The organism is Streptacidiphilus jiangxiensis, from assembly GCF_900109465.1.
Lineage (GTDB): Bacteria > Actinomycetota > Actinomycetes > Streptomycetales > Streptomycetaceae > Streptacidiphilus > Streptacidiphilus jiangxiensis.
In genome coordinates this window covers 51,333-74,713 of record NZ_FOAZ01000013.1, presented here as the reverse complement: position 1 = coordinate 74,713, position 23,381 = coordinate 51,333, and the positions used below count along the sequence as shown (strand labels likewise).

22 protein-coding genes are annotated in these 23,381 nt (G+C 72.0%); 10 read left to right on the top strand and 12 right to left on the bottom strand.

Annotated elements, in window-relative coordinates:
- Nucleotides 1–44 precede the first annotated feature (44 nt).
- The 5 genes from BMY61_RS24065 to BMY61_RS24045 are packed head-to-tail and all read left to right on the top strand — an operon-like array spanning nucleotide 45 to nucleotide 4,974.
- On the top strand, nucleotides 45–884 hold the full coding sequence (locus BMY61_RS24065; RefSeq protein WP_042444129.1) for an ABC transporter ATP-binding protein: 840 nt from the start codon (nucleotides 45–47) through the stop codon (nucleotides 882–884).
- Nucleotides 881–1,687, top strand: a complete 807-nt coding sequence (locus BMY61_RS24060; RefSeq protein WP_042444385.1) for an ABC transporter ATP-binding protein — start codon at nucleotides 881–883, stop codon at nucleotides 1,685–1,687. Before BMY61_RS24065 ends, BMY61_RS24060 begins: the two co-directional genes overlap by 4 nt.
- Entirely contained in the window at nucleotides 1,684–2,571 is an 888-nt protein-coding gene (locus BMY61_RS24055; RefSeq protein ID WP_042444127.1) for a branched-chain amino acid ABC transporter permease, read from the top strand. Before BMY61_RS24060 ends, BMY61_RS24055 begins: the two co-directional genes overlap by 4 nt.
- A complete protein-coding gene (locus BMY61_RS24050; protein WP_042444126.1) occupies nucleotides 2,564–3,715 on the top strand; it encodes a branched-chain amino acid ABC transporter permease in 1,152 nt (383 codons plus the stop codon). Before BMY61_RS24055 ends, BMY61_RS24050 begins: the two co-directional genes overlap by 8 nt.
- Nucleotides 3,712–4,974, top strand: a complete 1,263-nt coding sequence (locus BMY61_RS24045) for an ABC transporter substrate-binding protein (RefSeq protein ID WP_042444124.1) — start codon at nucleotides 3,712–3,714, stop codon at nucleotides 4,972–4,974. Before BMY61_RS24050 ends, BMY61_RS24045 begins: the two co-directional genes overlap by 4 nt.
- Nucleotides 4,975–5,017: 43 nt before the next feature.
- Here BMY61_RS24045 and BMY61_RS24040 read toward each other — a convergent pair whose 3' ends face one another.
- On the bottom strand, nucleotides 5,018–6,304 hold the full coding sequence (locus tag BMY61_RS24040) for a helix-turn-helix domain-containing protein (protein ID WP_042444122.1): 1,287 nt from the start codon (nucleotides 6,302–6,304) through the stop codon (nucleotides 5,018–5,020).
- Between the two features lie 276 nt (nucleotides 6,305–6,580).
- Here BMY61_RS24040 and BMY61_RS24035 point away from each other — a divergent pair, with 276 nt between their 5' ends.
- Nucleotides 6,581–7,576, top strand: coding sequence for an esterase/lipase family protein (locus BMY61_RS24035; RefSeq protein WP_052438447.1), 996 nt, complete (start codon nucleotides 6,581–6,583; stop codon nucleotides 7,574–7,576).
- 1 nt (nucleotide 7,577) lies between these two features.
- Here the strand turns inward: BMY61_RS24035 and BMY61_RS24030 are convergent, their stop codons facing one another.
- Entirely contained in the window at nucleotides 7,578–9,110 is a 1,533-nt protein-coding gene (locus BMY61_RS24030; protein WP_042444120.1) for an acyl-CoA synthetase, read from the bottom strand.
- A 152-nt stretch (nucleotides 9,111–9,262) separates the two neighbouring features.
- Here BMY61_RS24030 and BMY61_RS24025 point away from each other — a divergent pair, with 152 nt between their 5' ends.
- The 3 genes from BMY61_RS24025 to BMY61_RS24015 are packed head-to-tail and all read left to right on the top strand — an operon-like array spanning nucleotide 9,263 to nucleotide 12,526.
- Nucleotides 9,263–10,420, top strand: a complete 1,158-nt coding sequence (locus BMY61_RS24025; protein ID WP_042444118.1) for an acyl-CoA dehydrogenase family protein — start codon at nucleotides 9,263–9,265, stop codon at nucleotides 10,418–10,420.
- A gap of 43 nt (nucleotides 10,421–10,463) precedes the next feature.
- Entirely contained in the window at nucleotides 10,464–11,630 is a 1,167-nt protein-coding gene (locus BMY61_RS24020) for a thiolase family protein (protein ID WP_042444117.1), read from the top strand.
- 14 nt (nucleotides 11,631–11,644) lie between these two features.
- Nucleotides 11,645–12,526: an acyl-CoA thioesterase gene (locus BMY61_RS24015; protein ID WP_052438470.1), complete on the top strand. Its 882-nt coding sequence runs from the start codon at nucleotides 11,645–11,647 to the stop codon at nucleotides 12,524–12,526.
- A 63-nt stretch (nucleotides 12,527–12,589) separates the two neighbouring features.
- Here BMY61_RS24015 and BMY61_RS24010 read toward each other — a convergent pair whose 3' ends face one another.
- From BMY61_RS24010 to BMY61_RS23990, 5 genes are all read right to left on the bottom strand, one after another.
- Nucleotides 12,590–13,741, bottom strand: coding sequence for a CaiB/BaiF CoA transferase family protein (locus tag BMY61_RS24010; protein WP_042444115.1), 1,152 nt, complete (start codon nucleotides 13,739–13,741; stop codon nucleotides 12,590–12,592).
- A gap of 102 nt (nucleotides 13,742–13,843) precedes the next feature.
- On the bottom strand, nucleotides 13,844–15,001 hold the full coding sequence (locus BMY61_RS24005; RefSeq protein ID WP_042444113.1) for an acyl-CoA dehydrogenase family protein: 1,158 nt from the start codon (nucleotides 14,999–15,001) through the stop codon (nucleotides 13,844–13,846).
- Between the two features lie 30 nt (nucleotides 15,002–15,031).
- On the bottom strand, nucleotides 15,032–15,835 hold the full coding sequence (locus BMY61_RS24000) for an SDR family NAD(P)-dependent oxidoreductase (RefSeq protein WP_042444111.1): 804 nt from the start codon (nucleotides 15,833–15,835) through the stop codon (nucleotides 15,032–15,034).
- A gap of 24 nt (nucleotides 15,836–15,859) precedes the next feature.
- The gene (locus BMY61_RS23995) at nucleotides 15,860–16,240 is read right to left on the bottom strand and encodes a MaoC/PaaZ C-terminal domain-containing protein (RefSeq protein ID WP_042444109.1); all 381 of its coding nucleotides are present in this window, start codon (nucleotides 16,238–16,240) and stop codon (nucleotides 15,860–15,862) included.
- The gene (locus tag BMY61_RS23990) at nucleotides 16,240–16,695 is read right to left on the bottom strand and encodes a MaoC family dehydratase N-terminal domain-containing protein (protein WP_042444108.1); all 456 of its coding nucleotides are present in this window, start codon (nucleotides 16,693–16,695) and stop codon (nucleotides 16,240–16,242) included. Before BMY61_RS23990 ends, BMY61_RS23995 begins: the two co-directional genes overlap by 1 nt.
- A gap of 201 nt (nucleotides 16,696–16,896) precedes the next feature.
- Between BMY61_RS23990 and BMY61_RS23985 the strand changes: the two genes are divergently transcribed.
- On the top strand, nucleotides 16,897–18,759 hold the full coding sequence (locus BMY61_RS23985) for a hypothetical protein (RefSeq protein WP_042444106.1): 1,863 nt from the start codon (nucleotides 16,897–16,899) through the stop codon (nucleotides 18,757–18,759).
- 48 nt (nucleotides 18,760–18,807) lie between these two features.
- On the opposite strand, the gene BMY61_RS23980 is transcribed toward BMY61_RS23985, so the two are convergent.
- The 5 genes from BMY61_RS23980 to BMY61_RS23960 are packed head-to-tail and all read right to left on the bottom strand — an operon-like array spanning nucleotide 18,808 to nucleotide 23,373.
- The gene (locus BMY61_RS23980; protein WP_042444104.1) at nucleotides 18,808–19,209 is read right to left on the bottom strand and encodes a hypothetical protein; all 402 of its coding nucleotides are present in this window, start codon (nucleotides 19,207–19,209) and stop codon (nucleotides 18,808–18,810) included.
- A gap of 4 nt (nucleotides 19,210–19,213) precedes the next feature.
- Nucleotides 19,214–20,371, bottom strand: coding sequence for an acyl-CoA dehydrogenase family protein (locus BMY61_RS23975; RefSeq protein ID WP_042444102.1), 1,158 nt, complete (start codon nucleotides 20,369–20,371; stop codon nucleotides 19,214–19,216).
- 47 nt (nucleotides 20,372–20,418) lie between these two features.
- On the bottom strand, nucleotides 20,419–21,417 hold the full coding sequence (locus BMY61_RS45170; protein WP_052438446.1) for an acyl-CoA dehydrogenase family protein: 999 nt from the start codon (nucleotides 21,415–21,417) through the stop codon (nucleotides 20,419–20,421).
- Nucleotides 21,414–22,535: an acyl-CoA dehydrogenase family protein gene (locus tag BMY61_RS45165; RefSeq protein ID WP_052438445.1), complete on the bottom strand. Its 1,122-nt coding sequence runs from the start codon at nucleotides 22,533–22,535 to the stop codon at nucleotides 21,414–21,416. The genes BMY61_RS45170 and BMY61_RS45165 overlap by 4 nt, the downstream gene beginning before the upstream one ends.
- A gap of 55 nt (nucleotides 22,536–22,590) precedes the next feature.
- Nucleotides 22,591–23,373 carry an enoyl-CoA hydratase/isomerase family protein gene (locus BMY61_RS23960; RefSeq protein WP_042444100.1) on the bottom strand — a complete coding sequence of 261 codons (783 nt, stop codon included), beginning with the start codon at nucleotides 23,371–23,373 and terminating at the stop codon, nucleotides 22,591–22,593.
- Between the last annotated feature and the right edge of the window lie 8 nt (nucleotides 23,374–23,381).

Genomic DNA, 23,381 nt, shown 5'->3' with positions numbered 1-23,381 from the left:
CCGTGCGTCGTCACGGGGACCTCCCAGTCGCGAGGAGTACCCCCATGCCCCAACCCCCACCTGCGCCCGCCCGGGCCGAGACCCGGGAGGCGCTCGACGTCAATCAGCTGACGGTGGCCTACGGACGCTCGGTCCGGGCCCTGCACGAGGTGTCCCTCCGGGTGCCGGCGGGCGGCATCGTGGCGCTGCTCGGCGCCAACGGAGCCGGAAAGTCCACGCTGCTCCGGGCGGTCTCGGGAACGCTCCCGCTGCACCAGGGCGCGGTCGTCTCCGGCTCGGTCGGCTTCGGCAGCGCCGACCTGACGGGCCGATCCGCCGCGCAGGTCGTCGCGGCCGGGGTCGTTCAGGTGCCGGAGGGGCGGCGGGTCTTCGCCGAGCTGTCCGTCGAGGACAACCTGCGCGCCGGGCGGCTCGGACTGGTCCGGCGCGGCCGTGCCGAGGCGCGGGCCACGCTGGACGAGGTCTACGCGCTGTTCCCGGTCCTCGCCGAGCGCCGCCGTCAGACGGCGGGGCTGATGTCCGGCGGTGAGCAGCAGATGCTGGCGATGGGCCGGGCGCTGATGGCCCGCCCCCGGCTGCTGCTGCTGGACGAGCCCACGCTCGGGCTGGCGCCGCTGATGGTGGAGCGGATCAGCGAGACCGTCCAGGAGATCCGCCGCCGGGGAACCGGCGTGCTGCTGGTCGAGCAGAACGCCGCGCTGGCACTGGAGTTGGCCGACCACGCCTACGTGCTGGAGGTCGGCGCGGTACGCCTGTCCGGTCCGGCCGCCGAGCTGGCCGCCTCCGACGAGGTCCGGCGGCTGTACCTGGGCGAGCAGGGCGACGAGCCGGGGACAGAGGACGTGCCCGCGTCGGTCCCCGCCCTCGGGCGGTGGCAGCGGTGAGCGCGGGCATCGACGTGCCCGAACTGCGCGTCCACGACGTCACGGTGCGCTTCGCGGGGCTCACCGCCCTGGACGGCGTCTCCTTCACTGTCGCCCCCGGCAGCATCCACGCCTTGGTGGGGCCGAACGGCGCCGGAAAGTCGACGACCTTCAACGTGCTCTCCGGCGTCTACCGGGTGGCCTCGGGCAGCGTCCGCTTCGGTGACGCGGAGCTGACCGCGCTGGCGCCGCACCGCATCGCGGCGCTCGGCATCGCCCGCACCTTCCAGAACATCGTGCTCACGCGCGGCACGGTCGCCGACAACCTGATGCTCGGCCGCCACACCCTGACCCGCGCCGGCTTCCTGACCAGCGCGCTGCGCCTGCCGCACGTCCGCGGGGAACAACGGGCGCACCGTGAGCGCGTGCGCGAGATCGCGGATTTCACCGGGCTCGGCGCCCGGTTCGACACTCCGGTGTCGCTGCTCTCCTACGGCGAGCGCAAGCGCGTCGAGCTCGCGCGGGCGCTGTGCATGGAGCCGAAGCTCCTGCTGCTCGACGAGCCGGTGGCCGGCCTGAACACCGCCGAACGGGCCGCGATGGCACGGACGGTGGCCTCCGTCCGGGACGCGCTGGGCCTTTCGGTCCTGATCGTGGAGCACGACATGGGCCTGGTCATGCGGATGTCGGACGAGGTGACCGTCCTGGACTTCGGCCGACGCATCAGCGGTGGGACGCCGCAGCAGGTCCAGCGCGATCCGGCCGTGATCGCCGCCTATCTGGGCGGCGCCACGGACGCGCCGGTGGGGGAGGAGACCCGATGACGACGCTGGTGCAGACCCTCTTCAACGGGCTCGCGCTGGGCTCCGTCTACGCGCTGATCTCGCTCGGCTTCACCCTGGTCCACAAGGCCTCCGACGCCGTCAACTTCGCCCACGGCTCGCTGCTGCTGCTCGGCGGCTACCTGGTCGCGGTGCTGCACACCTCGCTCGGCTTCCCCGGCGCACTCGTGGTCGCTGCCGCGGCGACCGCGCTGGCGGCCGTCACCGTGGGCCAACTGCTGCGCGCGGCCAGGGCGCAGGGCGCGGCCGTGCCGACGATCCTGACCATCGGCGTGGACATCCTGCTCTTCACCGAGCTCGCGCGGCGCATCGGCACCGACGTGCTCAACCTCGGCGACCCCTGGGGCGCGCGCGTCGCGAGCTTCGCCGGCGTGACCGTGGCCCAGGCCCGCGTCGCCTCACTGGTGGCGGCGGTCCTGCTGGTCGCGGCCTTCCTGGCCGCGTTCCGCTGGACCCGCTGGGGGCTGGCCATGCGCGTCAACGCCTCCGACCGGGAGGCCGCGGCGCTGATGGGCGCGCGCGGCGAGCGGCTGCGCGCGAGCGCCTGGGCGCTGGCGGGTCTGCTGGCCGCTGTGGCGGCCGTTTTCCTGACGGCCTTTCCGACGCCGGGCCTGGACCGCACCACCGGACAGGTCGCGCTGAAGGCGTTCCCGGCCGCCGTGGTCGGCGGGCTGGGCTCGGTCGGCGGCGCCCTGGTCGGCAGCCTGCTCGTGGGCCTGGCCGAGGCCTTCTCGGCCGGTTACCAGGACCAGCTCAGCCCGCTCGGCTCGGGCCTGTCCGACGTCGCGCCCTACCTGGTCATGGTGCTGGTGCTGATCGCCCGGCCCCAGGGCCTGCTCGGAGCCAAGGAGTCCAGTCGTGTCTGAACCCCCCGCCCGCCGGCGTCTCGGCCCGGCCCTGCTCGCGGTCGGCTGGCTGGTCCTGCTGCTGCCCCCCTTCTACCTGTCCGCCTTCTGGCTCCAGACCGGCCTGTTCGCGATGGCGGCGGTGATCGCCGCGATCGGGCTGAACCTGCTGGTGGGCACCGCCGGTCAGCTCTCCCTGGGCCACGCGTTCTTCCTGGCCGTCGGCGCCTACGGCTACACCTGGCTGGCCGGCTCGCCCGCCGCCGACGAGGGGCTGTCCGGCCTGCGGCTACCGCCGGCGGTTGCCTTCGTGGCGGCGGTGCTGCTGACCGGGGTGGCGGGCGCGCTGTTCAGCCCGGTCTCCGGACGGCTGCGGGCGATGTACCTCGGTGTGGCGACGCTCGCCCTGGTCTTCGTCGGCCAGCACATCCTGCTCAACGCCACCTCGGTCACCGGCGGGTTCAACGGGCGCTCGGTACCGCCGCTGACGGTGTTCGGCTTCGTCTTCGGCGACACCGACGACGGGCTGACGGTGTTCGACGTGCCCTTTGGTGGGCTCGAACGGCTCTGGTACCTGGGGCTGTTGTTGGTGGCGGTCGCGAGCCTGCTGGCCCGCAACCTGCTCCGCGGCCGTCCGGGCCGGGCGCTCGGCGCGCTGCGGGACAGCGAGACCGCCGCGGCGGTCATGGGCGTCCACCCGGCCCGCTACCGGGCGGCGGCGTTCACCGTCTCCTCGATGTACGCGGGCGCCGCCGGAGCGCTGCTGGCCCTGGTGTTCCAGCGGATCGTGCCCGACTACTTCAGCCTCGGCCTGTCCATGAGCTTCCTGGCCATGGTCGTCATCGGCGGCCTCGGCTCGGTGGGCGGTGCGGCGGCGGGGGCGGTCTTCGTGACCGTGCTGCCCCAGCTGCTGGGCCACTTCGCCGACCGGATCCCGCTGGTCGTCGCCCCCGGTTCGACCGGAACCGGCCTCGACGCCTCCGACGCGGCCGACTTCCTCTACGGCGCCGCCCTCGTGCTGACGCTGGTCTTCGCGCCCGACGGCCTCGCCGGACTCCTCCGCCGCCTGCGCCTGCCGCGTCCGCGGCTCCGGGCGGCCACCCCGCAGACATCCGCCGTCGGAGAACCCGCCGTCGGAGACACCCTCAAGGAGCAGACACTGTGAAGCACCACCACCTCACCGCCGCCACGGCCCTCGCGGTCGCCGTCGTCCTCGCCGCGAGCGGTTGCAGCGCCAAGGCGACCGGCGGCGCCGCTGCCGCCACCAGCAGCGGTGGCGTCAAGACCGGTCCGGGCGTGACCGCGACCAGCATCACCGTCGGCATCCTGACCGACCTCAGCGGCCCGGTCGCCCCGCTCGGCAAGCCGGCGCTGCAGGCCGAGCAGCTCTACGTCGACCAGGTGAACGCCGCTGGCGGCGTCTGCGGACGCCAGATCAAGCTGCTGGTCCGCGACCACGGTTACGACGTACAGAAGGCCGTCTCCCTCTACACCGAGATGGAGCCGCAGATCGCCGCGATGGGCCAGCTCGTCGGCTCGCCGGAGACCGACGCGCTGGTCGACCAGATCGAGCGGGACCAGCTGCTCACCCTGCCGCCGGGCCCCGCCTCCGCCCTGCTCGGCCACCCGCACGTCCAGGTCGTGGGCGCCACCTACGACATCACCATGGTCAACGGGCTGGACTTCCTGGCGAAGGCCGCGAAGCTCGCTTCCGGCGACAAGGTCGGCGTGGTGTACCAGCCGGGTGAGTACGGCGCGGACGTGCTGGCCGCCGCCAGGTTCGTGGCGCAGAAGAACGGCTGGACGCTGGTCGAGCAGCAGATCGCGCCGACCGCCACCGACATGACCGCCCAGGTCACCGCGCTGAAGGCGGCCGGGGTCAAGGCGGTCTCCTTCGCCGGGACCCCGGCGCAGACGGCGTCCCTGGTGGGCGTGGCGGCCGCCACCGGCCTGCGGGTCCCGGTCATCGCCGACCAGCCCGCCTATGTCCCGCAGCTGCTGGCGACCCCGGCGGCCCCGGCGCTGGAGAAGATGCTCTACGTCGCCTCCGGCGTCCCCGCCCTCAACGGCAGCGCGCCCGCGCTGACCAAGCTGGTCGCGGCCTACAAGGCGAAGTACCCGGCCGAGCAGCAGAGCGCCACCGTCGAGCTCGGCGCCTACAGCGCGGACATCCTGGTCGACGCACTGAAGGCGGCCTGCACGGCCAAGGACCTCAGCCGCCAGGGGATCACCGCCGGGCTGCGCACGCTGACCACCTTCGACGACGGCATCATCGGCCCCGACGACTTCGCCGACCCGGCCAGGGCCACCGACGAGCGCACCTACATCCTCCAGCCGGCGGCCGGAGTCCCGGGCGGTCTCACCACCGTCCAGGACGGCGCCACCTCCCCGCTGGTCGCCGACTACCTCGCCGGCAAGCACTGACGCTCCCGTGGTGTCGGCCGCGGCGCGTGCGCCGCGGCCGGCATCACTCCAGGCCCAGCCGCTGGGCGTCGAGGGCCAGGGTGAGGTCGGTGATGTCGCGCGGTCGGTTCAGCGAGCGCCCGGTCAGGCGTTCCAGCCGGCGCAGCCGGTTCAGCACGGTGTTCCGGTGGCAGTACAGCCGGTGGCCTGCCCTGGTGGCCGAGCCCTGGCAGTCGAGCCAGGCGCCGAGGGTCTCCAGCAGCAGAGCGCGTTCCTGCGGCTCCAGGGCCAGGACCGGGCCGAGTACCCGGGTGCGCAGCTCGGCGGCCAGATCGGGCCGGGAGACCGCGAGCGCGGTGCCCAGACGCTGTTCGGCGAGGGCGAGTTCGCCGTCGTGACGGCAGGTGCCGAGGGCGAGCCCGGCCAGCTCCCTGGCCCGGCCGAGCTCCGCCAGTCCGCCGACCACGGGGCTGACGCCCCCGCGCACCTGGAGGCCGAGCTCCGGCAACGGGGCCAGCCGGTCGGCGAGATCGGCGGGGGTGCCCTCGCCCATGAGGACGATGCCGGCCACCCCGTCGCGTTGGAGGCACCAGTGGATCTGGAACTCCCCGAGCGGCTCGCGCTCGACGACGGTCGCGGCCTGCGGGCCCGAGAGCAGCACGACCGCGTACCGGGCCCGCATCGGGAGTCCCACTGCCACCGCGACCCCCGAGGCTGCCGCCGGGTCGAGCCCGCCCCGGAGCAGCACCTTGAGCAGCGGGTCGAGGCTGCGGCCGGCGTGGGAGTCCGCCGCGCCGGAGCTGCGGCGGTGCGCGTCGATGAGCAGGGCGGCGTCCCGGCTCACCTGACGCCAGAAGTCGGTGGCCGCGTGGGCCATCAGCCCGGCCCGGTCCGGCAGTTCCCGCAGCACGGTGTCCACGAGCGCCCGCCAGGCGACGGCCGCCCCGACCCGCTGGGCCTGGACCACGGCGAGCAGGGGGACGCCCTCGGTGCCACGACGGGCCCCCAGCTGCCAGGCGTAGGCGTGCAGTTCCCCGCGCCGCTCCGGCGAGCGCAGCGACACCAGCGCGGCCTCCAGCAGCGCGTGCGCGGTGGCGTCGAGATCCGCCGGGCACAGGAGCGGGTCCGCGTAGTGGGGGACTTTGGTGCGGACCACGGAGAGGGCTCGGGCGGTCATCTCCGCCAGCCGATCCGTCAGCAGGCCGGCCGCGTGCCCGAGGAGCTCGCGTGCGCGCGGGTCGTCGAGGCCGTCGTCGGCCGGGTCGGTGACGAGCGGGTACCACCACACCGGTGGCAGTGCGCGAAGGGGAGCCCGGTCGCCTCTCGCCAGCCGGGCACTGAGACTCTGCATGGGTGCCTCCGCTGGGCATCAGATGGTTAGTGATTATTCACGTCTTGTTCTAACGTTGCCATGCTTCACGCGGTAACTCTTTGGAAACACGGATCAGTGCGGGCAACCTTCATGTACATCGGGATGTCCGACTGCACACCCCGGCGGGCGTCCTGCTGTCGTGCCGCACACGATTGCCCAGTGCGGGCCGCCGACTATGGACCATGACGGTCGGTCGGTCGCATGCTCCCGATCGCGCACCCCACCCGTCGTGCGCAGCCAGGGAAAGGAACTCCAGTGAGCCGACTGCTGCCATACGCCCGAGACGGACGCCTGCGGGCGGTGCTCGCCGTCCTGGCGACGGTCACCGCCCTGCTCGGTGCCACGTTCCTCGGTGGCCGGGCGTTCGCGTCCACCGAGCCGGCGTTGACCACGCCCACGGCCACGCTCGACGCCGCGCTGCGCTGCCCGTCCGCGTTCACGCATCCGAACCACGAGCCGGTGCTGCTCGTGCACGGGTTCGCCAGCTCCTACGAGGACTCCTGGGCCTGGGGCATGGCCCCGGCCCTGCGCGGCGCCGGCTTCGACGTGTGCGGGATCGACCTGCCCGAACACGCGCTGGGCGACATCCAGCTCTCCACGGAGTACGTCGTCCACGCCATCGACGCCATCCACGCGGCCACCGGCCGGAGCGTGGGCGTCGTCGCGCACAGCGAGGGCAACCTCGAGGCGCACTGGGCGCTGAAGTGGTGGCCGCACCTGCAGAGCGAGGTCGCGGACGTCGTCGACCTCGCCGCCCCGGAGCACGGCATCGTGGGCGGCAATCTGGTGTGTGTCCTGCCGTGCACGCCGGCCGCCGCGCAGTTCAGTGGCGGCTCGCACTTCCTCGCCGCGCTGAACTCCGGGGACGAGACCCCGGGTCCCGTCGCCTACACCTCCGTCTACAGCCTCACCGACCCCGCCATCGTGCCCGCCACGACCGCGATCACGAACGGGGCGACGAACATCGCCATCCAGGACGTCTGCCCCGGCCGGGTGGTCACCCACCTCGGATTCCTCTACGACTCCGTGGTCTACCAACTCGTGCTCGACGCCCTGTCCCACAGCGGTCCGGCGAACCCGAGCCGGTTGCCGTTCGGCGCGTGCCTGGGCCTGTACGCCCCGGGCGTCACCGCGGCGGAGGCGGCCTACGCCGAGGGCGTCCGCGCCCCTGCGGACGCGGCGACCGCCCTCGTCGACGGCGACTACACGGTGGACGGCGAGCCGGCGCTGATGCCGTACGCGCGGTCCTGACTCACCGCTGCGCGAGGCGCGCTGCTCTGAGCTCCCGCTTGAGCACCTTTCCCGCTCCGGACAGGGGCAGCGCGTCGGTGAACTCCACGCTGCGCGGCACCTTGTAGCCCGCGATCAGCTCGCGGGTGTGCGCCCGCAGGTCGTCCTCGCCCGCCGTCGCCCCCGGCCGCAGGACGACCACGGCGTGCACCCGCTCGCCCCACCGGGCGTCCGGCAGGCCGACCACTGCGCACGCGGCCACCGCCGGATGAAGCGCGAGGGCGTTCTCCACCTCGGCCGAGTACACGTTCTCGCCGCCCGAGATGATCATGTCCTTGATCCGGTCGGCGACGAAGACGTAGCCGTCCTGGTCCATCGAGGCGCCGTCCCCGGTGTGCATCCAGCCGTCGCGCAGGACGGCGGCGGTCTCCTCGGGGCGGTTCCAGTAGCCGAGCATCAGGCTCGCACCCCGGACGACCAGTTCCCCGACCTCGCCGCGCGGCAGCTCCGTCCCGTCCGGGCCGAGGATCCGGATCTCGCAGTGCGGCGTGGCCCGCCCGGCCGAGCGCAGCAGGTGGCCGCCGGCGCGGTGCTCCTCGGCGCCGAGCTGGGTGACCATGGCCGTCTCGGTCATGCCGTAGCCCTGGGTGAAGCCCGCCTGCGGAAAGGCCGCCATGGCCCGCTCCAGCAGGGCCGCCGGCATGGTCGAGGCGCCGTAGCGCAGGCTGCGCACGCTGCTCAGGTCGTGGGCGCTCGCCTCGGGGTGGTCCAGCAGCATCTGGATCATCGTGGGCACCAGGCTGAGTGTGGTGATCCGGTGTCGGGCGACGGCGTCGAGCACCTGCGCCGCCCCGAAGCCGGGCAGGAAGACGATCGTCCCGCCGACCGTGAGCTGACCCAGCCAGCTGACGATCGAGGCGATGTGGAACATCGGCGCGCAGGTCAACAGCAGCCCGCCGGGGATGCTGGAGTGGCCGGCGACCTGGGTGCCCAGAGTCGAGAACGTCAACGCCTGGTGGCTGACCATCACGCCCTTGGGCGCGCCGGTCGTCCCACCGGTGTAGAGCAGCGCGGCCAGCTCGTCGCCGCCGACGCGGAGGTCCTCGACTGGTTCGGACCCGGCAATCAGCTCCTCGTACCCGGTCGTGCCGTCGGGTGCCGTGCCGTCCCCGCAGTGGACGAACTCCGCCACGGCCGGGCACTCCTGGCGCAGGCGCGGGACGTGCGCCGCGAAGGCGTCGTCGACGAGCAGGACCCGGGGGCCCGCGTCCCGCAGGGCGAGGCCGATCTCGGCCAGGCTCCAGCGGATGTTCAGCGGGGCGACGACGGCGCCGATCCACCAGGTGGCGAAGAAGGCCTCGTGGTAGCGGTCGGAGTTCGTCGCCAGCAGGGCGACCCGGTCGCCGGACTCCACGCCCAGCGACCGCAGCGCGCCCGCCAGCCGGGCCACCCGGTCGGCGGACTCCCGAGCGCTGCGGACCCGGTCCCCGCAGATGGTCAACGGCTGGTCGGGAGCCAGTTGCAGCGCGCGGTGGAGTTGCTGCGTGAGATTCATAGAGGCACCGATCGTGAGTTACGGACGCTTCACTTTCGCGGATCTCCGTTGGTTTTGAAAGGGGTGTGGCGAGCAGGCTATGGACACAGTGGTTATCAGAGATTAACTTTAGGCCGTTCGACGAGTCTGCTGACCTGCGAGAGAGGCCCACCGTGCGGCGCAGCGTGTTCACCGAGGACCACGAGACCTTCCGGTCGACCATCCGTGAATTCATCGCCAAGGAGGTCGTGCCGTCCTACGCCGACTGGGAGCGGGACGGCCAGGTGCCGCGCGCGCTGTACCGACGGCTCGGCGAGCTCGGGGTGTTCGGCATCCAGGTCCCGGAGGAGTTCGGCGGCGCGGGCGTCACCGACCTCACCTACCTGGCCGTGCTCCGCGAGGAGACCGCACGCGCCGGGGTGACCTTCGGCGCCGATGTCGTGCACACCTGCCTGGTGCTGCCGTACCTGCTGGAGTTCGGCAGCGAGGAGCAGAAGCGCCGCTGGCAGCCGCCGTTCCTCTCCGGCGAGACGATGACCGCGATCGCGATGACCGAGCCGGGCACCGGCTCCGACCTGGCCGGCATCCGCACCAGCGCCCGACTGTCCGAGGACGGCACGCACTACGTCCTCAACGGCGCCAAGACCTTCATCACGGGAGGCGCCGAGGCGGACCTCATTCTGGTCATCTGCCGCACCGCCCCCTACGACCCGCAGAACCGCCGCGCCGGGCTGTCCATCCTCTGCGTCGACACCACCTCCGAGGGATTCGCGGTGGGCCGCAAGCTGGACAAGATCGGCCTGCGTGCGCAGGACACCGCCGAGCTCTCCTTCACCGACGTCCGCGTCCCCGTCGCGAACCTGCTGGGGGAGGAGGGCGCGGCCTTCTCCTACCTGACCCACAACCTGGTCGTCGAGCGGCTCGGCGCGGCGATCAGCGGCTACGCCACCGCCGCCGCCGCGATCGGCTTCGCCAGGGACTACGTGCGGGAGCGGCAGGTGTTCGGCAAGCCCGTGGCCGCCTTCCAGAACACCAAGTTCGCGCTCGCCGCGTGCGCGGCCGAGGTGGAGGCCGCGCAGGCCATGGTCGACAAGGCCCTCGTCCTGCACGCCGCGGGCGAACTGACGGCGGCCGACGCCGCCAAGGCGAAGCTCTTCTGCACCGAGCTCGCGGGCCGGGTCATCGACACGTGCCTGCAACTGCACGGCGGCTACGGCTACATGCTGGAGTACCCCATCGCCCGCCTCTACGCGGACACCCGCGTCTCCCGCATCTACGCGGGCACCAGCGAGGTCATGAAGACCATCATCGCCAAGGATCTCGGTCTCTGACGAGCCGGCTCCCTTTCCTCCCACTGCCTTCAGGAGACACCCCATGCGTGACGCAGTCATCGTCGACGCCGTGCGCACCGCCGTCGGCAAGCGCAACGGCTCGCTGTCGAAGCTGCACTCGGCCTCGCTCTCGGCCCACGTGCTCAACGCGCTGGTCGAGCGCACCGGCCTGGACCCGGCCCTGGTCGACGACGTGATCTGGGGCTGCGCCGGCGCCGTCGGCATGCAGGCCGGCTGCGTCGGCCGCGCCGCCGTGCTCGCCGCGGGCTGGCCCGAGTCCGTGCCCGCCGTCACCGTGGACCGCCAGTGCGGCTCCTCGCAGCAGGCCGTGCACCAGGCGGCGGCCGGCGTCATCTCCGGCCAGTACGCCGTCGCCGTCGCCGGTGGCGTGGAGATCATGAGCACCGTGCCGCTGGGCAGCACCCGCGGCGACGGCCGCTTCGGCGAGCCCTTCGGCCCGGACGTCTGGGCCCGCTACGGCGGGGTCCGATTCCACCAGGGCATGGGCGCGCAGTTGATCGCCGACCAGTACGGCATCACCCGCACCGAGATGGACCAGCACGGCCTGGACTCCCACGCCCGCGCCGCCCGCGCGGTCGACGAGGGCCGGTTCAAGGGCCAGATTGCGCCGATCACCGTCACCGACGAGGACGGCACGACGCGCGTCTTCGACACCGACGAGGGCATCCGCCGCGGCTCCACCCTGGAGACCCTGGGCGGACTCAAGCCCGCCTTCCGCGAGGACGGCTCGATCACCGCGGGCAACGCCTCCCAGGTCTCCGACGGCACCGGCGCGCTGCTCGTCACCACCAGCGAGTTCGCCCGGTCCCAGGGCTGGACCCCGATGGCCCGGATCCACACCGCCGTCGTCACGGGCACCGACCCGGTCACCATGCTCAAGGGCCCGATCCCGGCCACGGCAAAGGCGTTGGCGAAGTCCGGCCTGTCCGTCGACGACATCGGCGCCTTCGAGATCAACGAGGCCTTCGCGTCGGTCTCGCTGGCCTGGCTGCGCGAGACCGGAGCCGACTACGCCCGGATGAACCCGCTCGGTGGCGCGATGGCCATCGGCCACCCCATCGGCGGCTCCGGCGCCCGCCTGATGACCACGCTGGTCCACCACATGCGCGACAACGGCATCCGCTACGGCCTGCAGTCCATGTGCGAGGGCGGCGGCATGGCCAACGCGACCGTTCTCGAACTCCTGTGACCCCGGGGGAAGCCGTGCTGGACACCGTCCCCGGTCGTGCCTCCGGCCTGCTCGGGTTCCTCAGCCTGGAGGAGCTCGGGGACGACCTCTTCCGTGGCTGGTGCCACGCCGGCCTGCCGTTGCGGGCCTTCGGCGGCCAGGTCGCCGCCCAGGCGCTGACGGCGGCCGGGCGCACCGTGCCGGAGGGACGCACCGTGCACTCCCTGCACGGCTACTTCCTCCGGGCGGGCGACACGCGCCGCCCGCTCGACTACGCCGTGCAGCGGGTGCGCGACGGCGGCTCCTACCTCGCCCGCCAGGTCTCCGCCTCGCAGGACGGGCAGATCGTCTTCACGCTCTCGGCCTCCTTCAAGGCGGCCGAGGACGGCTGGGACCGTCAGATCGCGATGCCGACCGCGTCCGGCCCCGAGGAGCTGCCCGACCTCTTCGGGCTCTGGTCGGATTCGGCCCCGGGCGACCTGCAACAGGTCTGCTACGCCGAGGCCCTGGAGCTGCGTCATATCGAGGTGCCGCCGGGGCAGGGCACCCCCGGCCTGACCGAGCAGAAGCTCTGGATCCGGGCCGCCGGCACGCTGCCCGACGATCCCATGCTGCACGCCTGCGCCCTGGCCTACGCCTCGGACCTCTTCCTCGCCCCCACCGGCGCCCTGGACGTGGAGCGCCCCCGCGCGCTGCGGACCGAGCCCTCCTCGGTGTACGTCACCTCGCTGGACCACGCGGTCTGGTACCACCGACCCTTCCGCGCCGACGACTGGCTGCTCTTCGCCCAGCGCAGCCCCACCGCCGCCGACGGCCGCTCCCTCGCCTTCGCCGACGTCTGGTCCGGTGAGGGCCAGTTGGTGGCCAGCGTGGTGCAGGAGTCGGTGCTGCGGCAGTTGCGGGCGGCGACGCCCTGACGCCAGGCCCGATATGCCGAAGGCCCGATCCCACAGGGATCGGGCCTTCGGCATGACGGCGTCTCAGAGCTGCGGCGCCAGGGCGTCCACCACGTCCGCGTCGAGGCCGATCTCGACCAGCACCTCACGCGTGTGGGCTCCCGTGAGCGGGGCGGGCTGCGGGGTGGCGGCCGGGGTGCCCTGGTAGCGCGGGGCCGGGGCGGGCTGGAGCACGTCGCCCTCGGTGTAGTACGTGCCGCGGGCGAGGTTGTGCGGGTCGGTGGCGGCCTCGGTCAGTCCGTGGACCGGGGTGACGCAGGACTCCGTGCCGTCGAAGGCCGCCGTCCACTCGGCGCGGGTCCGGGAGGCGAAGACCTCGGCCAGCCGCCGCGCCATCGCCGGCCAGGCGTCGCGGTCGTGCTGCTTGGCGAAGAGCGCCTCGTCGGTCAGGCCCAGCACCCCCAGCAGCACGGCGTAGAACTGCGACTCGACGCTGCCCACGGCCATGAAGCCGCCGTCGGAGGTGCGGTAGGTGCGGTAGAAGGGCGCCCCACCGTCGAAGAGGTTCACGCCGCGCTCGTCGGTCCACCGGCCGGTCGCCAGCAGGCCATGGATCAGCGCGAGTTGGACGGCCGTACCGTCGGTCATCGCCGCGTCCACGACCTGGCCCTCGCCGGTGCGCTGAGCGTGCACCAACGCGGTGGTGATGCCGAGTGCGAGCAGCATGCCGCCACCGCCCATGTCACCGACCAGGTTCAGCGGGACGGGCGGGTTCTCGTCGCCCGCGCCCATCGCCCCCAGCGCGCCGGCGACGGCGATGTAGTTGATGTCGTGGCCGGGGGCCTGCGCGAGCGGGCCGTCCTGGCCCCAGCCGGTCATCCGGCCGTAGACGAGCCTGGGGTTGCGGGCGAGGCAGGCCTCGGGCCCGAGGCCCAGGCGCTCGGTGACGCCGGGCCGGAAACCCTCGATCAGCGCGTCGGCGGTGTCGATGATCCGCAGTACGGCCTCGACGCTCGCCGGGTCCTTGAGGTCGAGGGTGACCGAGCGCCGGCCCCGGTGCAGGATCGGGTGGGCGGAGGCCCGACCCGCCTCCGCAGGTCGGTCGATCCGGATGACGTCGGCGCCCTGGTCGGCCAGCAGCATCCCGGCGAAGGGGCCGGGGCCGATGCCACCGAGCTCGACCACCCGCAGCCCGGCCAAGGGCCCGGTGCGGGACGTGGTGCGGTCCGTGCTCACAACTGTGCTGCCTTCCCTGGCGATTGCTTCGGTGTGCGGAATGGCCGTCGGGGCCGGCTGCGGTCCCCACCACTGAGCCGGCCCCGACGGAGGAACATCGGCCTACAGGCCGAGATCCTTCGCGATGATGGTCTTCATGACCTCGCTGGTCCCGCCGTAGATGCGGGAGACGCGAGTGTCGGCGTAGAGGCGGGCGATCGGGTACTCGAGCATGTAGCCGTAGCCGCCGTGCAGTTGCAGGCACTTGTCGATGACGCGGGCGGCGACCTCGGTGCCGAAGAGCTTGATCTTCGCCGCGTCCGCCGGGCTCAGCTCGTGCGCGTCGTCCAGCTCGATGCCCTTGTCCACCATGGCCTGCAGCGCCTCGACCTCGGCGGCGCACTCGGCCAGCACGAACTTGGTGTTCTGGAACGCGGCCACCGGCTTGCCGAAGACCTGGCGCTCCAGGGTGTAGTCGCGGGCGAAGCCGATCGCGGCAGTGGCGGACGCCACGGCGCCGACGCCGATCGACAGGCGCTCGCGGGCGAGGTTCTGGCCCAGGTAGGAGAAGCCCTGGTCCTGGGTGCCGAGGAGATTCTCGACCGGCACGCGGACGTCGGTGAAGGACAGCTCGGAGGTGTCGGAGGACTTGAGCCCGATCTTGTCCAGCTTGCGGCCGTAGGCGAAGCCCTCGCTGTCGGTCGGGACGACCAGCAGGCTGAGCCCGTGACGGCGGTTCTCCGGCGTCGGCGCGGAGGTGCGGGCGACGACGACGCACAGCTCGGAGTTGCGGGCACCGGTGATGAAGGTCTTGGCGCCGTTGAGGACGTAGTGCGTGCCGTCCTCGGAGAGCATGGCGGTGGTGCGGATGCCGGCCAGGTCGGAGCCGGTGCCGGGCTCGGTCATCGCGATGCAGAGCATGGTGTCGCCGGAGGCGATGCCCGGGAACCAGCGCTGCTTCTGCTCGGTGGTGGCGAGATTGAGCAGATAGGGCAGGACGATGCCGGTGGAGACGGTGTAGTGGCCGAAGGAGACGGCCTGCCTGGCCACCTCCTCGGCTATCACCGTCTGGTACTTGTAGCTGGTCTCGCCGGCGCCGCCGAACTCCTCGGGGATGCCGAAGCCCATCACGCCGAGCTCGCCGAGCTTGCGGAACAGCTCGCGGTCGACGAGGTTCTCCTGCTCCCACTGCTCGAAGTGGGGCTTCACCTCCTTGGCGATGAAGTCCCGGATCATCGCCCGGAAGGCCTCGTGCTCCTCGTCGTAGAGGGTGCGCTTCATCTCTGGTCCCTGTGGTCGGTGTTGTGGGGGTTAGCGTCCTGCGGCGTCCACGGTCAGGCACTGGCCGGACACGTAGTTCGCCTCCTGGGTGCAGAGCAGGTAGATCGCGCCGGCGGCCTCGGCCGGGGTGCCCGGGCGGCCCAGCGGGATGCGGGCGGCCGCGTGCTTGGCCAGGTCGGCGTTGAGACCGGCCTTGATCTTGCGGCCCTCGATCTCGATGAAGGAGTCGTCGTCGGCGGTGGCCTCGGTCATCCGGGTGAGGATCCAGCCGAAGGCGACGGCGTTGACGTTGACCTTGTATCGGCCCCACTCCTTGGCCATGGTCTTGGTCAGGCCGATGACGCCCGCCTTGGCGGAGGAGTAGTTGGCCTGGCCCGCGTTGCCGAAGAGGCCGGAGACCGAGGAGACGTTGACGACCTTGCGGTGGTAGTCGGTCGGGTTGGCCTTGATGTACGGCTGCGCGGCGCGCAGGATCCGGAAGGGGGCCTTGAGGTGGACGTCGAGGATGGCGTCCCACTGCTCGTCGGTCATCTTCTGGATGACGGTGTCCCAGGTGTAGCCGGCGCTGTTGACGATGATGTCCAGGCCGCCGAAGGACTCGATCGCGGTGTTCACGAAGCGCTCGGCGAAGTCCTCGTCGACCACGGAGCCGACGCAGGCCACCGCACGGCCGCCGGTGGCGACGATGTCGGCGACGGTCTCCTCGGCCGGGTCCTTGTCGAGGTCGTTGATGACGACCGCCGCGCCCTCGGAGGCGAGCTTGAGCGCGACCTCACGGCCGATGCCGCGACCGGAGCCGGAGACGATGGCGACCTTGCCGTCGAGAGTGCCCATTGCGTGGTGTCCTTGTCTGATATGTCAGTTGGCGAGCACGACGGCGGACCCGACGAGGGTCACGGTGCCGTCGGGGAGGGAGATGGTGAGGTCGAGGTGGGCCAATCCGTCCTCGACGCGGCTGACGGTTCCGGTGCAGCGAGGCTTGGCGTGCACGGGCGTGATGGCGGAGAAGCGCACCTCGTAGGAGCGGATGCGTCGCTGGGGCACCCAGTCCGTCAGCAGGCGGCCCAGGTAGGCCATCGAGAGCATCCCGTGCGCGAAGACGTCCGGGATGCCGACCTCGCGGCAGGCGTCGCTGTCGATGTGCACCGGGTTGTGGTCCCCGGACGCGCCCGCGTAGAGGGCGAGCACGGTGCGGGTGATCTCGGGGGCGTCGAGGGTGAGCGTGTCGCCTGTCTTCATCACGCTGCCGCCTTCGGGTCGCGCACCACGATGGTGCCGGTCAGGGTGGCGATCAGCTCGCCGTCGCGGGTCACCTCGGTGGCGCGGACGATGAACTCCAGCGCGCCGCCCCTCTTGGCGTAGACGTCGACGACCTCGGTGGCGAAGGTGAGGGTGTCCCCGGCGTACGCCTGGGCGTGGTACTCGAACTTCTGGCCGCCGTGCAGCACCGTGCGGACGTCGACGCCCAGGCCGGCCAGGAAGTCGCCACGGCGCGGGTTGTCCATGTCGAGGCAGAACAGGAACGTCGGCGGCACCGGCAGGTCCCGGTGCCCGGCGGCCTTCGCGGCCTCCAGGTCCGTGTGGACGGGGTCGGCTTGGCCGGTCGCGTGGGCGAAGAAGCGCAGGCGTCCGCGCTCGACCTCCTGGCTGTGCTGCGGCGAGCGGCTGCCGATGACGGCAGGGTCGATGGGCACGGTTCAGCACACCTTCTTGAAAAGGGCCACGGCGCAGGTTAGCGCTGCTTCACTTTCTAGTGCTTTAGGCCCACTGTCAAGCGCCTGATGCCGACCATCAAAAGTTTCCGCAACAGCACTTGCCGCACCTCCCCCGTGCGCCTTCAGGATCTGGCTCACCCCGCCGCAAGGGCGGGATCCGACCTGAAGGGTGCAGATCCCATGAACGTCCGAACCACCGCCAGGAAGAGCCGCGCCCGCCGCAACGCGTGGATCGCCGCAGGAGTGGCCTCGGCCGCAGCCCTGATCGGTCCTGCCGCCACGGCCTCTGTCGCCGCCACTCCGGCCTCGGGCTCCAGTGCCCCCGGGCCCATCCTGAACGTGCAGAAGGTCGCCCAGGCTCCGGTCGACGACTGCTTCGCCTCGATCGGCGGCGCTCACCCCGTGCCGTCCGCCAACGGCACCTGCCCGACCGGGTACCAGCCGAAGATCGACGGAAACTACGTCTGGAGCGCTGCCCGCTCCGGTGACTACGGCTACTACGGCACGCTCTCCAACCTCACCTGCGGCGCCTCCTTCTGGGACGGCGACACGACGCCGGAGACGGTCCCGGGCGCGCAGGTCTGCGAGTTCGGCAAGGGCCCGGCCGCCTCGACCCTGGGCGCCGAGTACGGCGACACCCGGATTCCCCGCGTCCTGCGGGTCAACGCGGACACGCAGAAGGTCGAGGACATCACCCCGACCGGCGACCCGATCCTCCAGCGCACCCTCGGCCTGCGCGCCGCCGCGTCCAACAACGACGTGGTGCTCTTCTTCGGCCAGCTGGTCGGTGACACCAGCCAGAACCTCAACAGCGGGCTGGCCGCGTTCGCCTTCGAGGGCAGCACCGGGAAGTTCCTGGGCTCGCACGCCTTCTCGAACATCGTGAGCGCCCGCAACGGCGTGGTCGCCTCCGACGGCAACCTCTACGTCGCGGCGCGCCAGGCCGGCGGGCTCGGCGGCGAGGTGCTCAAGTGGACCGGCAACAAGACCAACCCGTTCCAGTTCGACACGGTCGGCACCCTGCCCAACGACGCCGGCTACCTGGCCACGTTCGGCAACCACCTGGTGGTCTCCGGCTGGGGCACCCAGCCGGCCGGTCAGAACGGCGCCGTCGTCGGCGGCCCGTCCAAGATCTGGATGAGCCCGGCGATCCCGTCCACGGGTCTCACCACGGCCGACGCGGGCTCCTGGAACTCGATCTTCTCCTGGGACCAGTACGACCCGGACCCGGCCGTTGCCAAGGGCATCGACTTCGGCGGCATCCAGGAGTGGAACGGCGACCTCTACGTCGGCAGCTACAACCCGGCCGCGCTGGGCGCCGTCGAGACGCTGTGGAAGACCTACGGCCAGCCCAGCGGTGACGTCGCCAAGATGCGCGACATGACCGGTGCCAACCGCGCCGTCACGATCTTCCGGATCCACGCCCCGGGCACCGCGCAGCAGACGACGACCCTGCTCTACGGCGAGAAGACGCTGCCGGTCTACGACCCGACCACCAAGACCTGGGGCAACAAGCCCAACCTGCTGGGCCAGACTCCCAAGTTCGGCCCGTCCGGCTTCAACGGCAACCCGGGCAACGCCTACGCCTGGACCTTCACCGTCTTCCAGAACAAGCTCTACATGGCGACCTTCGACGAGACGGGCCTGATCAGCCCCTCGGCTCCGTTCACCAAGACCGACATCGGCTTCACGAGCACGACCGAGCAGCTGCTGCAGAACGTCGTCGGCCCCTCCCTGAAGGCCACGCTCGGTGGCGGCGACGTGTGGCGGATGGACGACCCGAACCAGCCGGCCGTCGCGGAGACGCTGAACGGGTTCGGCGACAGCTCGGAGCACGGCGTCCGCGTCTTCCTGCCCTTCGAGGACAAGGGTGAGCTGTACGCCGGTCTGGCGAGCGCCTACAACCTGGACTCGTCGACCGTGAACCGCGGCGGCTGGGTGCTCGACCGGCTGACCCCGGGCGCGATGCGCCCGCCGCTGTTCACCGGTCTCCCCGCCGACGCGGCCAAGGCCGCCTTCGCCGGCGCCGCGGTGGCCGGCTGACGCACCCACGGATCGGCCCTCCTGCCCGGCGGGGCAGGAGGGCCGACGTCATTCCGTGTGGGCCTCCAGCGCTTCCAGTGCCTCCCGGCCCTTGGCGACCATGCGGCTGACATGTTGTCGGGAGTTCCCCGCGTACGTGGTCAGCCCGGTGATGGTGAATCCCTGCTCGTCGACGGCGGCGCGGTAGGCCTCGGCCCGCGCGTCCGCGAGCGCCCTCTTGAGCACCTGGGCGGTGCGGTAGAAGTGCTGCCAGTGCAGCTTTCGCTCGGGTCCGCCGAGGGGTCGCGGCGCCGCGCCGCCCAACCGATCGTCCCGCAACTCGACGAGGCCCTGTTCCAGTTGGGCCAACGACTCGCGGGAGTCACGGCAGGCCTCGATCGCCGCGTCGATGAGCCGGCAGAACGGAGAACCCGGGTCGATGCCGACCCGGGTTCCTTGCTGTCTCTCCAATGCTCTACAGACCCATGTCCTTGGCGATGATGGTCTTCATGACCTCGCTGGTGCCGCCGTAGATGCGCGCGACGCGGATGTCGCCGTACAGGCGCGCGATCGGGTACTCGGTCATGTAGCCGTAGCCGCCGTGCAGTTGGAGGCACTTGTCGATGACGCGGCCGGCGACCTCGGTGCAGAACAGCTTGATCCGCGCGGCGTCGGCGGCGCTCAGCTCGCGGGAGTCGTCCAGTTCGATGGCCTTGTCGGTCATCGCCTGCGCGGCCTCGACCTCGGCGGCGCACTCGGCCAGCACGAACTTGGTGTTCTGGAACGCGGCGACCGGCTTGCCGAACACCTGGCGGTCCTTCACGTAGGCCTTGGCGAACTCGATCGCGGCCGCTGCGGAGGCCACGGCCGTGACCCCGATCGAGAGCCGCTCCCGGGGCAGGTTCTGGCCCAGGTAGGAGAAGCCCCGGCCGACCTCGCCGAGGACGTTCGCGACGGGCACGCGCACGTCGGTGAAGGACAGCTCGGAGGTGTCGCGGGCATGCAGCCCGAGCTTCTCCAGCTGACGGCCGAAGGCGAAGCCCTCGCTGTCGGTGGGCACGACCAGCAGGGTCAGGCCCGCGCGGCGGTCCTCGTCGGTGGCGGGGGAGGTGCGGGCGACGACGACGCAGAGCTCGGAGTTGAGGGCGCCGGTGATGAAGGTCTTGGCGCCGTTGAGGACGTAGTGGGTGCCGTCCTCGGAGAGTCTGGCGGTGGTGCGGATGCCGGCCAGGTCCGAGCCGGTGCCCGGCTCGGTCATCGCGATGCAGAGCGCGATCGCGCCGGAGGCGATCCCGGGCAGCCAGCGCTGCTTCTGCTCCTCGGACGCCAGCTTCAGCAGGTAGGGCAGCACGATGCTGGTGGTGACCGAGTAGTGGGCGAAGGAGACCGCGGCTGCCGCGCACTCCTCGGTGATGATCGCCTGGTACTTGAAGCTGGTCTCGCCCGGCCCGCCGTACTCCTCCGGGATGTCGAAGCCCATCACGCCGAGGGCGCCGAGCTTGTGGAACAGCTCGCGCGGGGTGCGCCGCGCGGTCTCCCACTCGGAGAAGTGCGGCGTCACCTCCTTGGCGATGAAGTCCCGGATCATCATCCGGAAGTCCTCGTGTTCCTCCGTGTAGAGGGTGCGCTTCATACGGGCGTCCTTGCCTTGGGTGTGCGGGATGTGAGTGGTCGGCGGGGCTATGAGCCGGTGGCGGTGAGGCGGGTCCAGACGCCGTTCTCGCCGGCCTCGGCCGCGCGGCGGCCCAGGTTCTCGGCCCAGTGGCGCTCGGTCGCGACGGCGTCGCGCCAGGACCAGAGGCGGCGGGTGAGGCGGTGCAGCGGGTACTCCTCGGTGATGCCCATGGCGCCGTGCAGTTGGTGGGCGATCCGGGCGATCTCGGTGGCTGCGGCAGCGGTGGTGATCCGGGCGATGTCGACGGCGCCGCTCAACGCGTCGGCCTCGCGGGCGAGGGCGAGGGCCGCGTCGGCCTGGACGAGCTGCACGCGCATCAGGGCCAGGTTCCCGGCGACCGCCGGGATCTTCACCAGCGGGGCGTCGAACTGGCGCCGCTCGGAGACGTAGGTCCTCGTCAGCCGGTAGGCGCCGTGCGCGGCACCGAGCACGGCCGCCGACCACAGCAGCGCCAGCCGCTCCCGGACGGCGTCGTGGTCAGGAGCTGCGGCGAGCCGCGCCGCCGGGCTGGCGGTGAGGACCACCGTGTCGCGCGGCTCCCCGGCCAGGTTCTCGCCGGGCAGCACGCGCACGGACGGGTGGCGCAGGTCCACCAGCAGGGGTGCGGTGCCCGGGGCGCAGAGCAGCAGTCGGTCCGCGTCGCGGGCCCATGGCACGGCCGTCAGCTCGGCGGTGACGGTGCCGTCGCTCGCGTCGAGGGCGTGTTCCAGCAGGAGGACCGTGGTCAGGCTCTCGTCGAGGTCCTGGACGTGGGCGAGCGCCCAGTCGGCGGTGGCGGACTCGACGAGGGGGACGCCCTTGCCGTGCGTGGCCAGTGACTGGACCAGGACGAGCAGGTCGTCGAGGCTGCCGCCGGAGCCGCCGCGCTCCTCGCGGATGCCCACCCGGGGGAGACCGAGCTCGCGGAGCTGGGCCCACAGGCCGTCCACCGCGCTCGTGCTGCTGTCGTCGCGCGAGGCGAGTTCGTCCACCAGGCTCCGCAGCTCGTCGGCGATCTGGCTCATGAGCGGGCCTCCTGGCGGGCGATGAGGGAGAGCAGGACCTCCGCCGCGCCCCCGCGCAGGCTGAAGGCGGGCGAGGCCAGCAAGGCCTGGCCGAAGGTGCTGTCGAAGGCGGGGTCCTGGCACAGGTCGGTGAGGCGCAGCGCCTCGATGACGTCGTGCTCGAAGGCGTTGCCGAGGTACTTGAGGGCGGCGGCCTGCTGGACGGGCGCCTGGCCGTCGTCCATCGCCTGGGCGACCTCGAAGCAGAGCCGGCGCAGGACCGCGAGCCGGGCGACCAGGGAGCCGAGCAGCGCCCGCAGCTCGCGGTCGCCGGCCTGGCGCGCCGTCTCGGCGATCAACTCGACCAGCACGGGGTAGCTGGAGAGCACCCGCTCGGCGCCGCCGCGCTCGAAGGAGAGCTGTTCGACGATCTGCCGCCAGCCGCCGCCGACCTCGCCGATCACCCGGTGGGCGGGGACCAGGACGTTGTCGAAGCGCACCTCGTTGAAGTGGTGCTCGCCGCTCAGGTCGACGATCGGGGTGACCGTCACGCCCTCGGCGTGCATGTCGACGACGAACTCGGTGAGTCCCTCGTGCTTGCGGCCGGTGCGCTCGGTTCGGGCCAGCAGGTAGGCGTGGGTGGCGTGGTGGGCCTGGGTGGTCCAGATCTTGTGGCCGTTGATCCGCCAGCCTCCGGCCACGGCCTCGGCCGAGGTACGCACGGAGGCGAGGTCGGAACCCGCCTCGGGCTCGCTCATGCCCAGGCAGAAGACGGCTTTGCCGGAGGCGATCGCCGGGACGATCTCCTCCTGGAGCTCGCGCGTGCCGTGTCGCAGGATCGCCGGGCCGATCTGCCGGTCGCCGATCCAGTGGGCGGCGACCGGAGCGCCGGCGCGCAGCAACTCCTCGGTGACGGCCAGGCGTTCGACGTGGGTGCGGGCGGCGCCGCCGAACTCGACCGGGTAGGTCATGGCGATCAGTCCGCGCGCGGCGAGCTCCTTGCTGAACTCCAGGTCGAAGGAGCGCAGCCAGGAGTCGCTGCGCGGGACGTAGCGTCCGGCCGACCGCCACTCGGCGGTCAGCTGCCGGACCTGGGTGCGCAGTTCGGCGCAGGAGTCCGGGCCGGGGGAGTGGGGCACAGCAGCGGGCCTCTCGATCGGTGGTGCGGTTGGGCGGTGGAACGGGGGGTCGGGTTCAGCGACCGGTGAAGACGCCGGGGCGCTTCTCCTGGAAGGCCGCGAAGGCCTCCTTCGAGTCCTCGGTCGCGGTGATCACGGCCAGGTGGGAGGAGATCAGGTCCAGGTGCGTGCGCAGGTCGTGCCGGGCCCCCTGGCGGACCGCGCGCTTGATCGTCTGAACGGCGACCGGCGGGCGCTCGGCGAGCCGTGCGGCGTAGGCGTGGACGGCGTCCATCAGGTCCTCGTCCTCGTGGACCTCGTCCACCAGGCCGATCCGCAGCGCCTCGTCGGCGCCGACGAAGTCGCCGGTCCACAGCAGCCGCAGCGCTGTCGACGTCCCGACGACCCGGGGCAGCAGCCAGCAGCCGCCGTCACCGGGGACGAGGCCGACCTTGATGTACCCCTCGGAGAAGCGGGCGCTGCGCCCGGCGAAACGCAGGTCGCACAGCAGCGCCATGTCCATCCCCGCGCCCACGGCCGGGCCGGTGACGGCGGCGATGACCGGCTTGTCGAGCCCCTCCAGGGCGAGCGCCACCCGGTGCACGTTCCGGGTGAGCAGCTGCTTCTCGGCCAGCGGGGTGCGCTCTTCGCCCTTGAACTCGGACAGGTCCACGCCGGAGCAGAAGGAGCCGCCGGCGCCGGTGACCACGACGACCCGGACCTCCGGGTCCTGATCGGCCTGGAGCAGGGCGTCCGCCCAGGCGTTGACCACCGCCATGGTGAAGGCGTTCTTGCGCTCGGGGCGGTTGAGCAGGATGGTCGCGATCCCGTCGCGCACCGTGTACTCGAGGTCGGCCATGGCCGTTC

Coding starts and splice junctions, on each gene's coding strand:
- BMY61_RS24065 (WP_042444129.1), top strand. CDS start 45: ATGCCCCAACCCCCACCTGCGCCCGCCCGGGCCGAGACCCGGGAGGCG.
- BMY61_RS24055 (WP_042444127.1), top strand. CDS start 1,684: ATGACGACGCTGGTGCAGACCCTCTTCAACGGGCTCGCGCTGGGCTCC.
- BMY61_RS24040 (WP_042444122.1), bottom strand. CDS start 6,304: ATGCAGAGTCTCAGTGCCCGGCTGGCGAGAGGCGACCGGGCTCCCCTT.
- BMY61_RS24030 (WP_042444120.1), bottom strand. CDS start 9,110: ATGAATCTCACGCAGCAACTCCACCGCGCGCTGCAACTGGCTCCCGAC.
- BMY61_RS24020 (WP_042444117.1), top strand. CDS start 10,464: ATGCGTGACGCAGTCATCGTCGACGCCGTGCGCACCGCCGTCGGCAAG.
- BMY61_RS24005 (WP_042444113.1), bottom strand. CDS start 15,001: ATGAAGCGCACCCTCTACGACGAGGAGCACGAGGCCTTCCGGGCGATG.
- BMY61_RS24000 (WP_042444111.1), bottom strand. CDS start 15,835: ATGGGCACTCTCGACGGCAAGGTCGCCATCGTCTCCGGCTCCGGTCGC.
- BMY61_RS23995 (WP_042444109.1), bottom strand. CDS start 16,240: ATGAAGACAGGCGACACGCTCACCCTCGACGCCCCCGAGATCACCCGC.
- BMY61_RS23985 (WP_042444106.1), top strand. CDS start 16,897: ATGAACGTCCGAACCACCGCCAGGAAGAGCCGCGCCCGCCGCAACGCG.
- BMY61_RS23975 (WP_042444102.1), bottom strand. CDS start 20,371: ATGAAGCGCACCCTCTACACGGAGGAACACGAGGACTTCCGGATGATG.
- BMY61_RS45170 (WP_052438446.1), bottom strand. CDS start 21,417: ATGAGCCAGATCGCCGACGAGCTGCGGAGCCTGGTGGACGAACTCGCC.
- BMY61_RS23960 (WP_042444100.1), bottom strand. CDS start 23,373: ATGGCCGACCTCGAGTACACGGTGCGCGACGGGATCGCGACCATCCTG.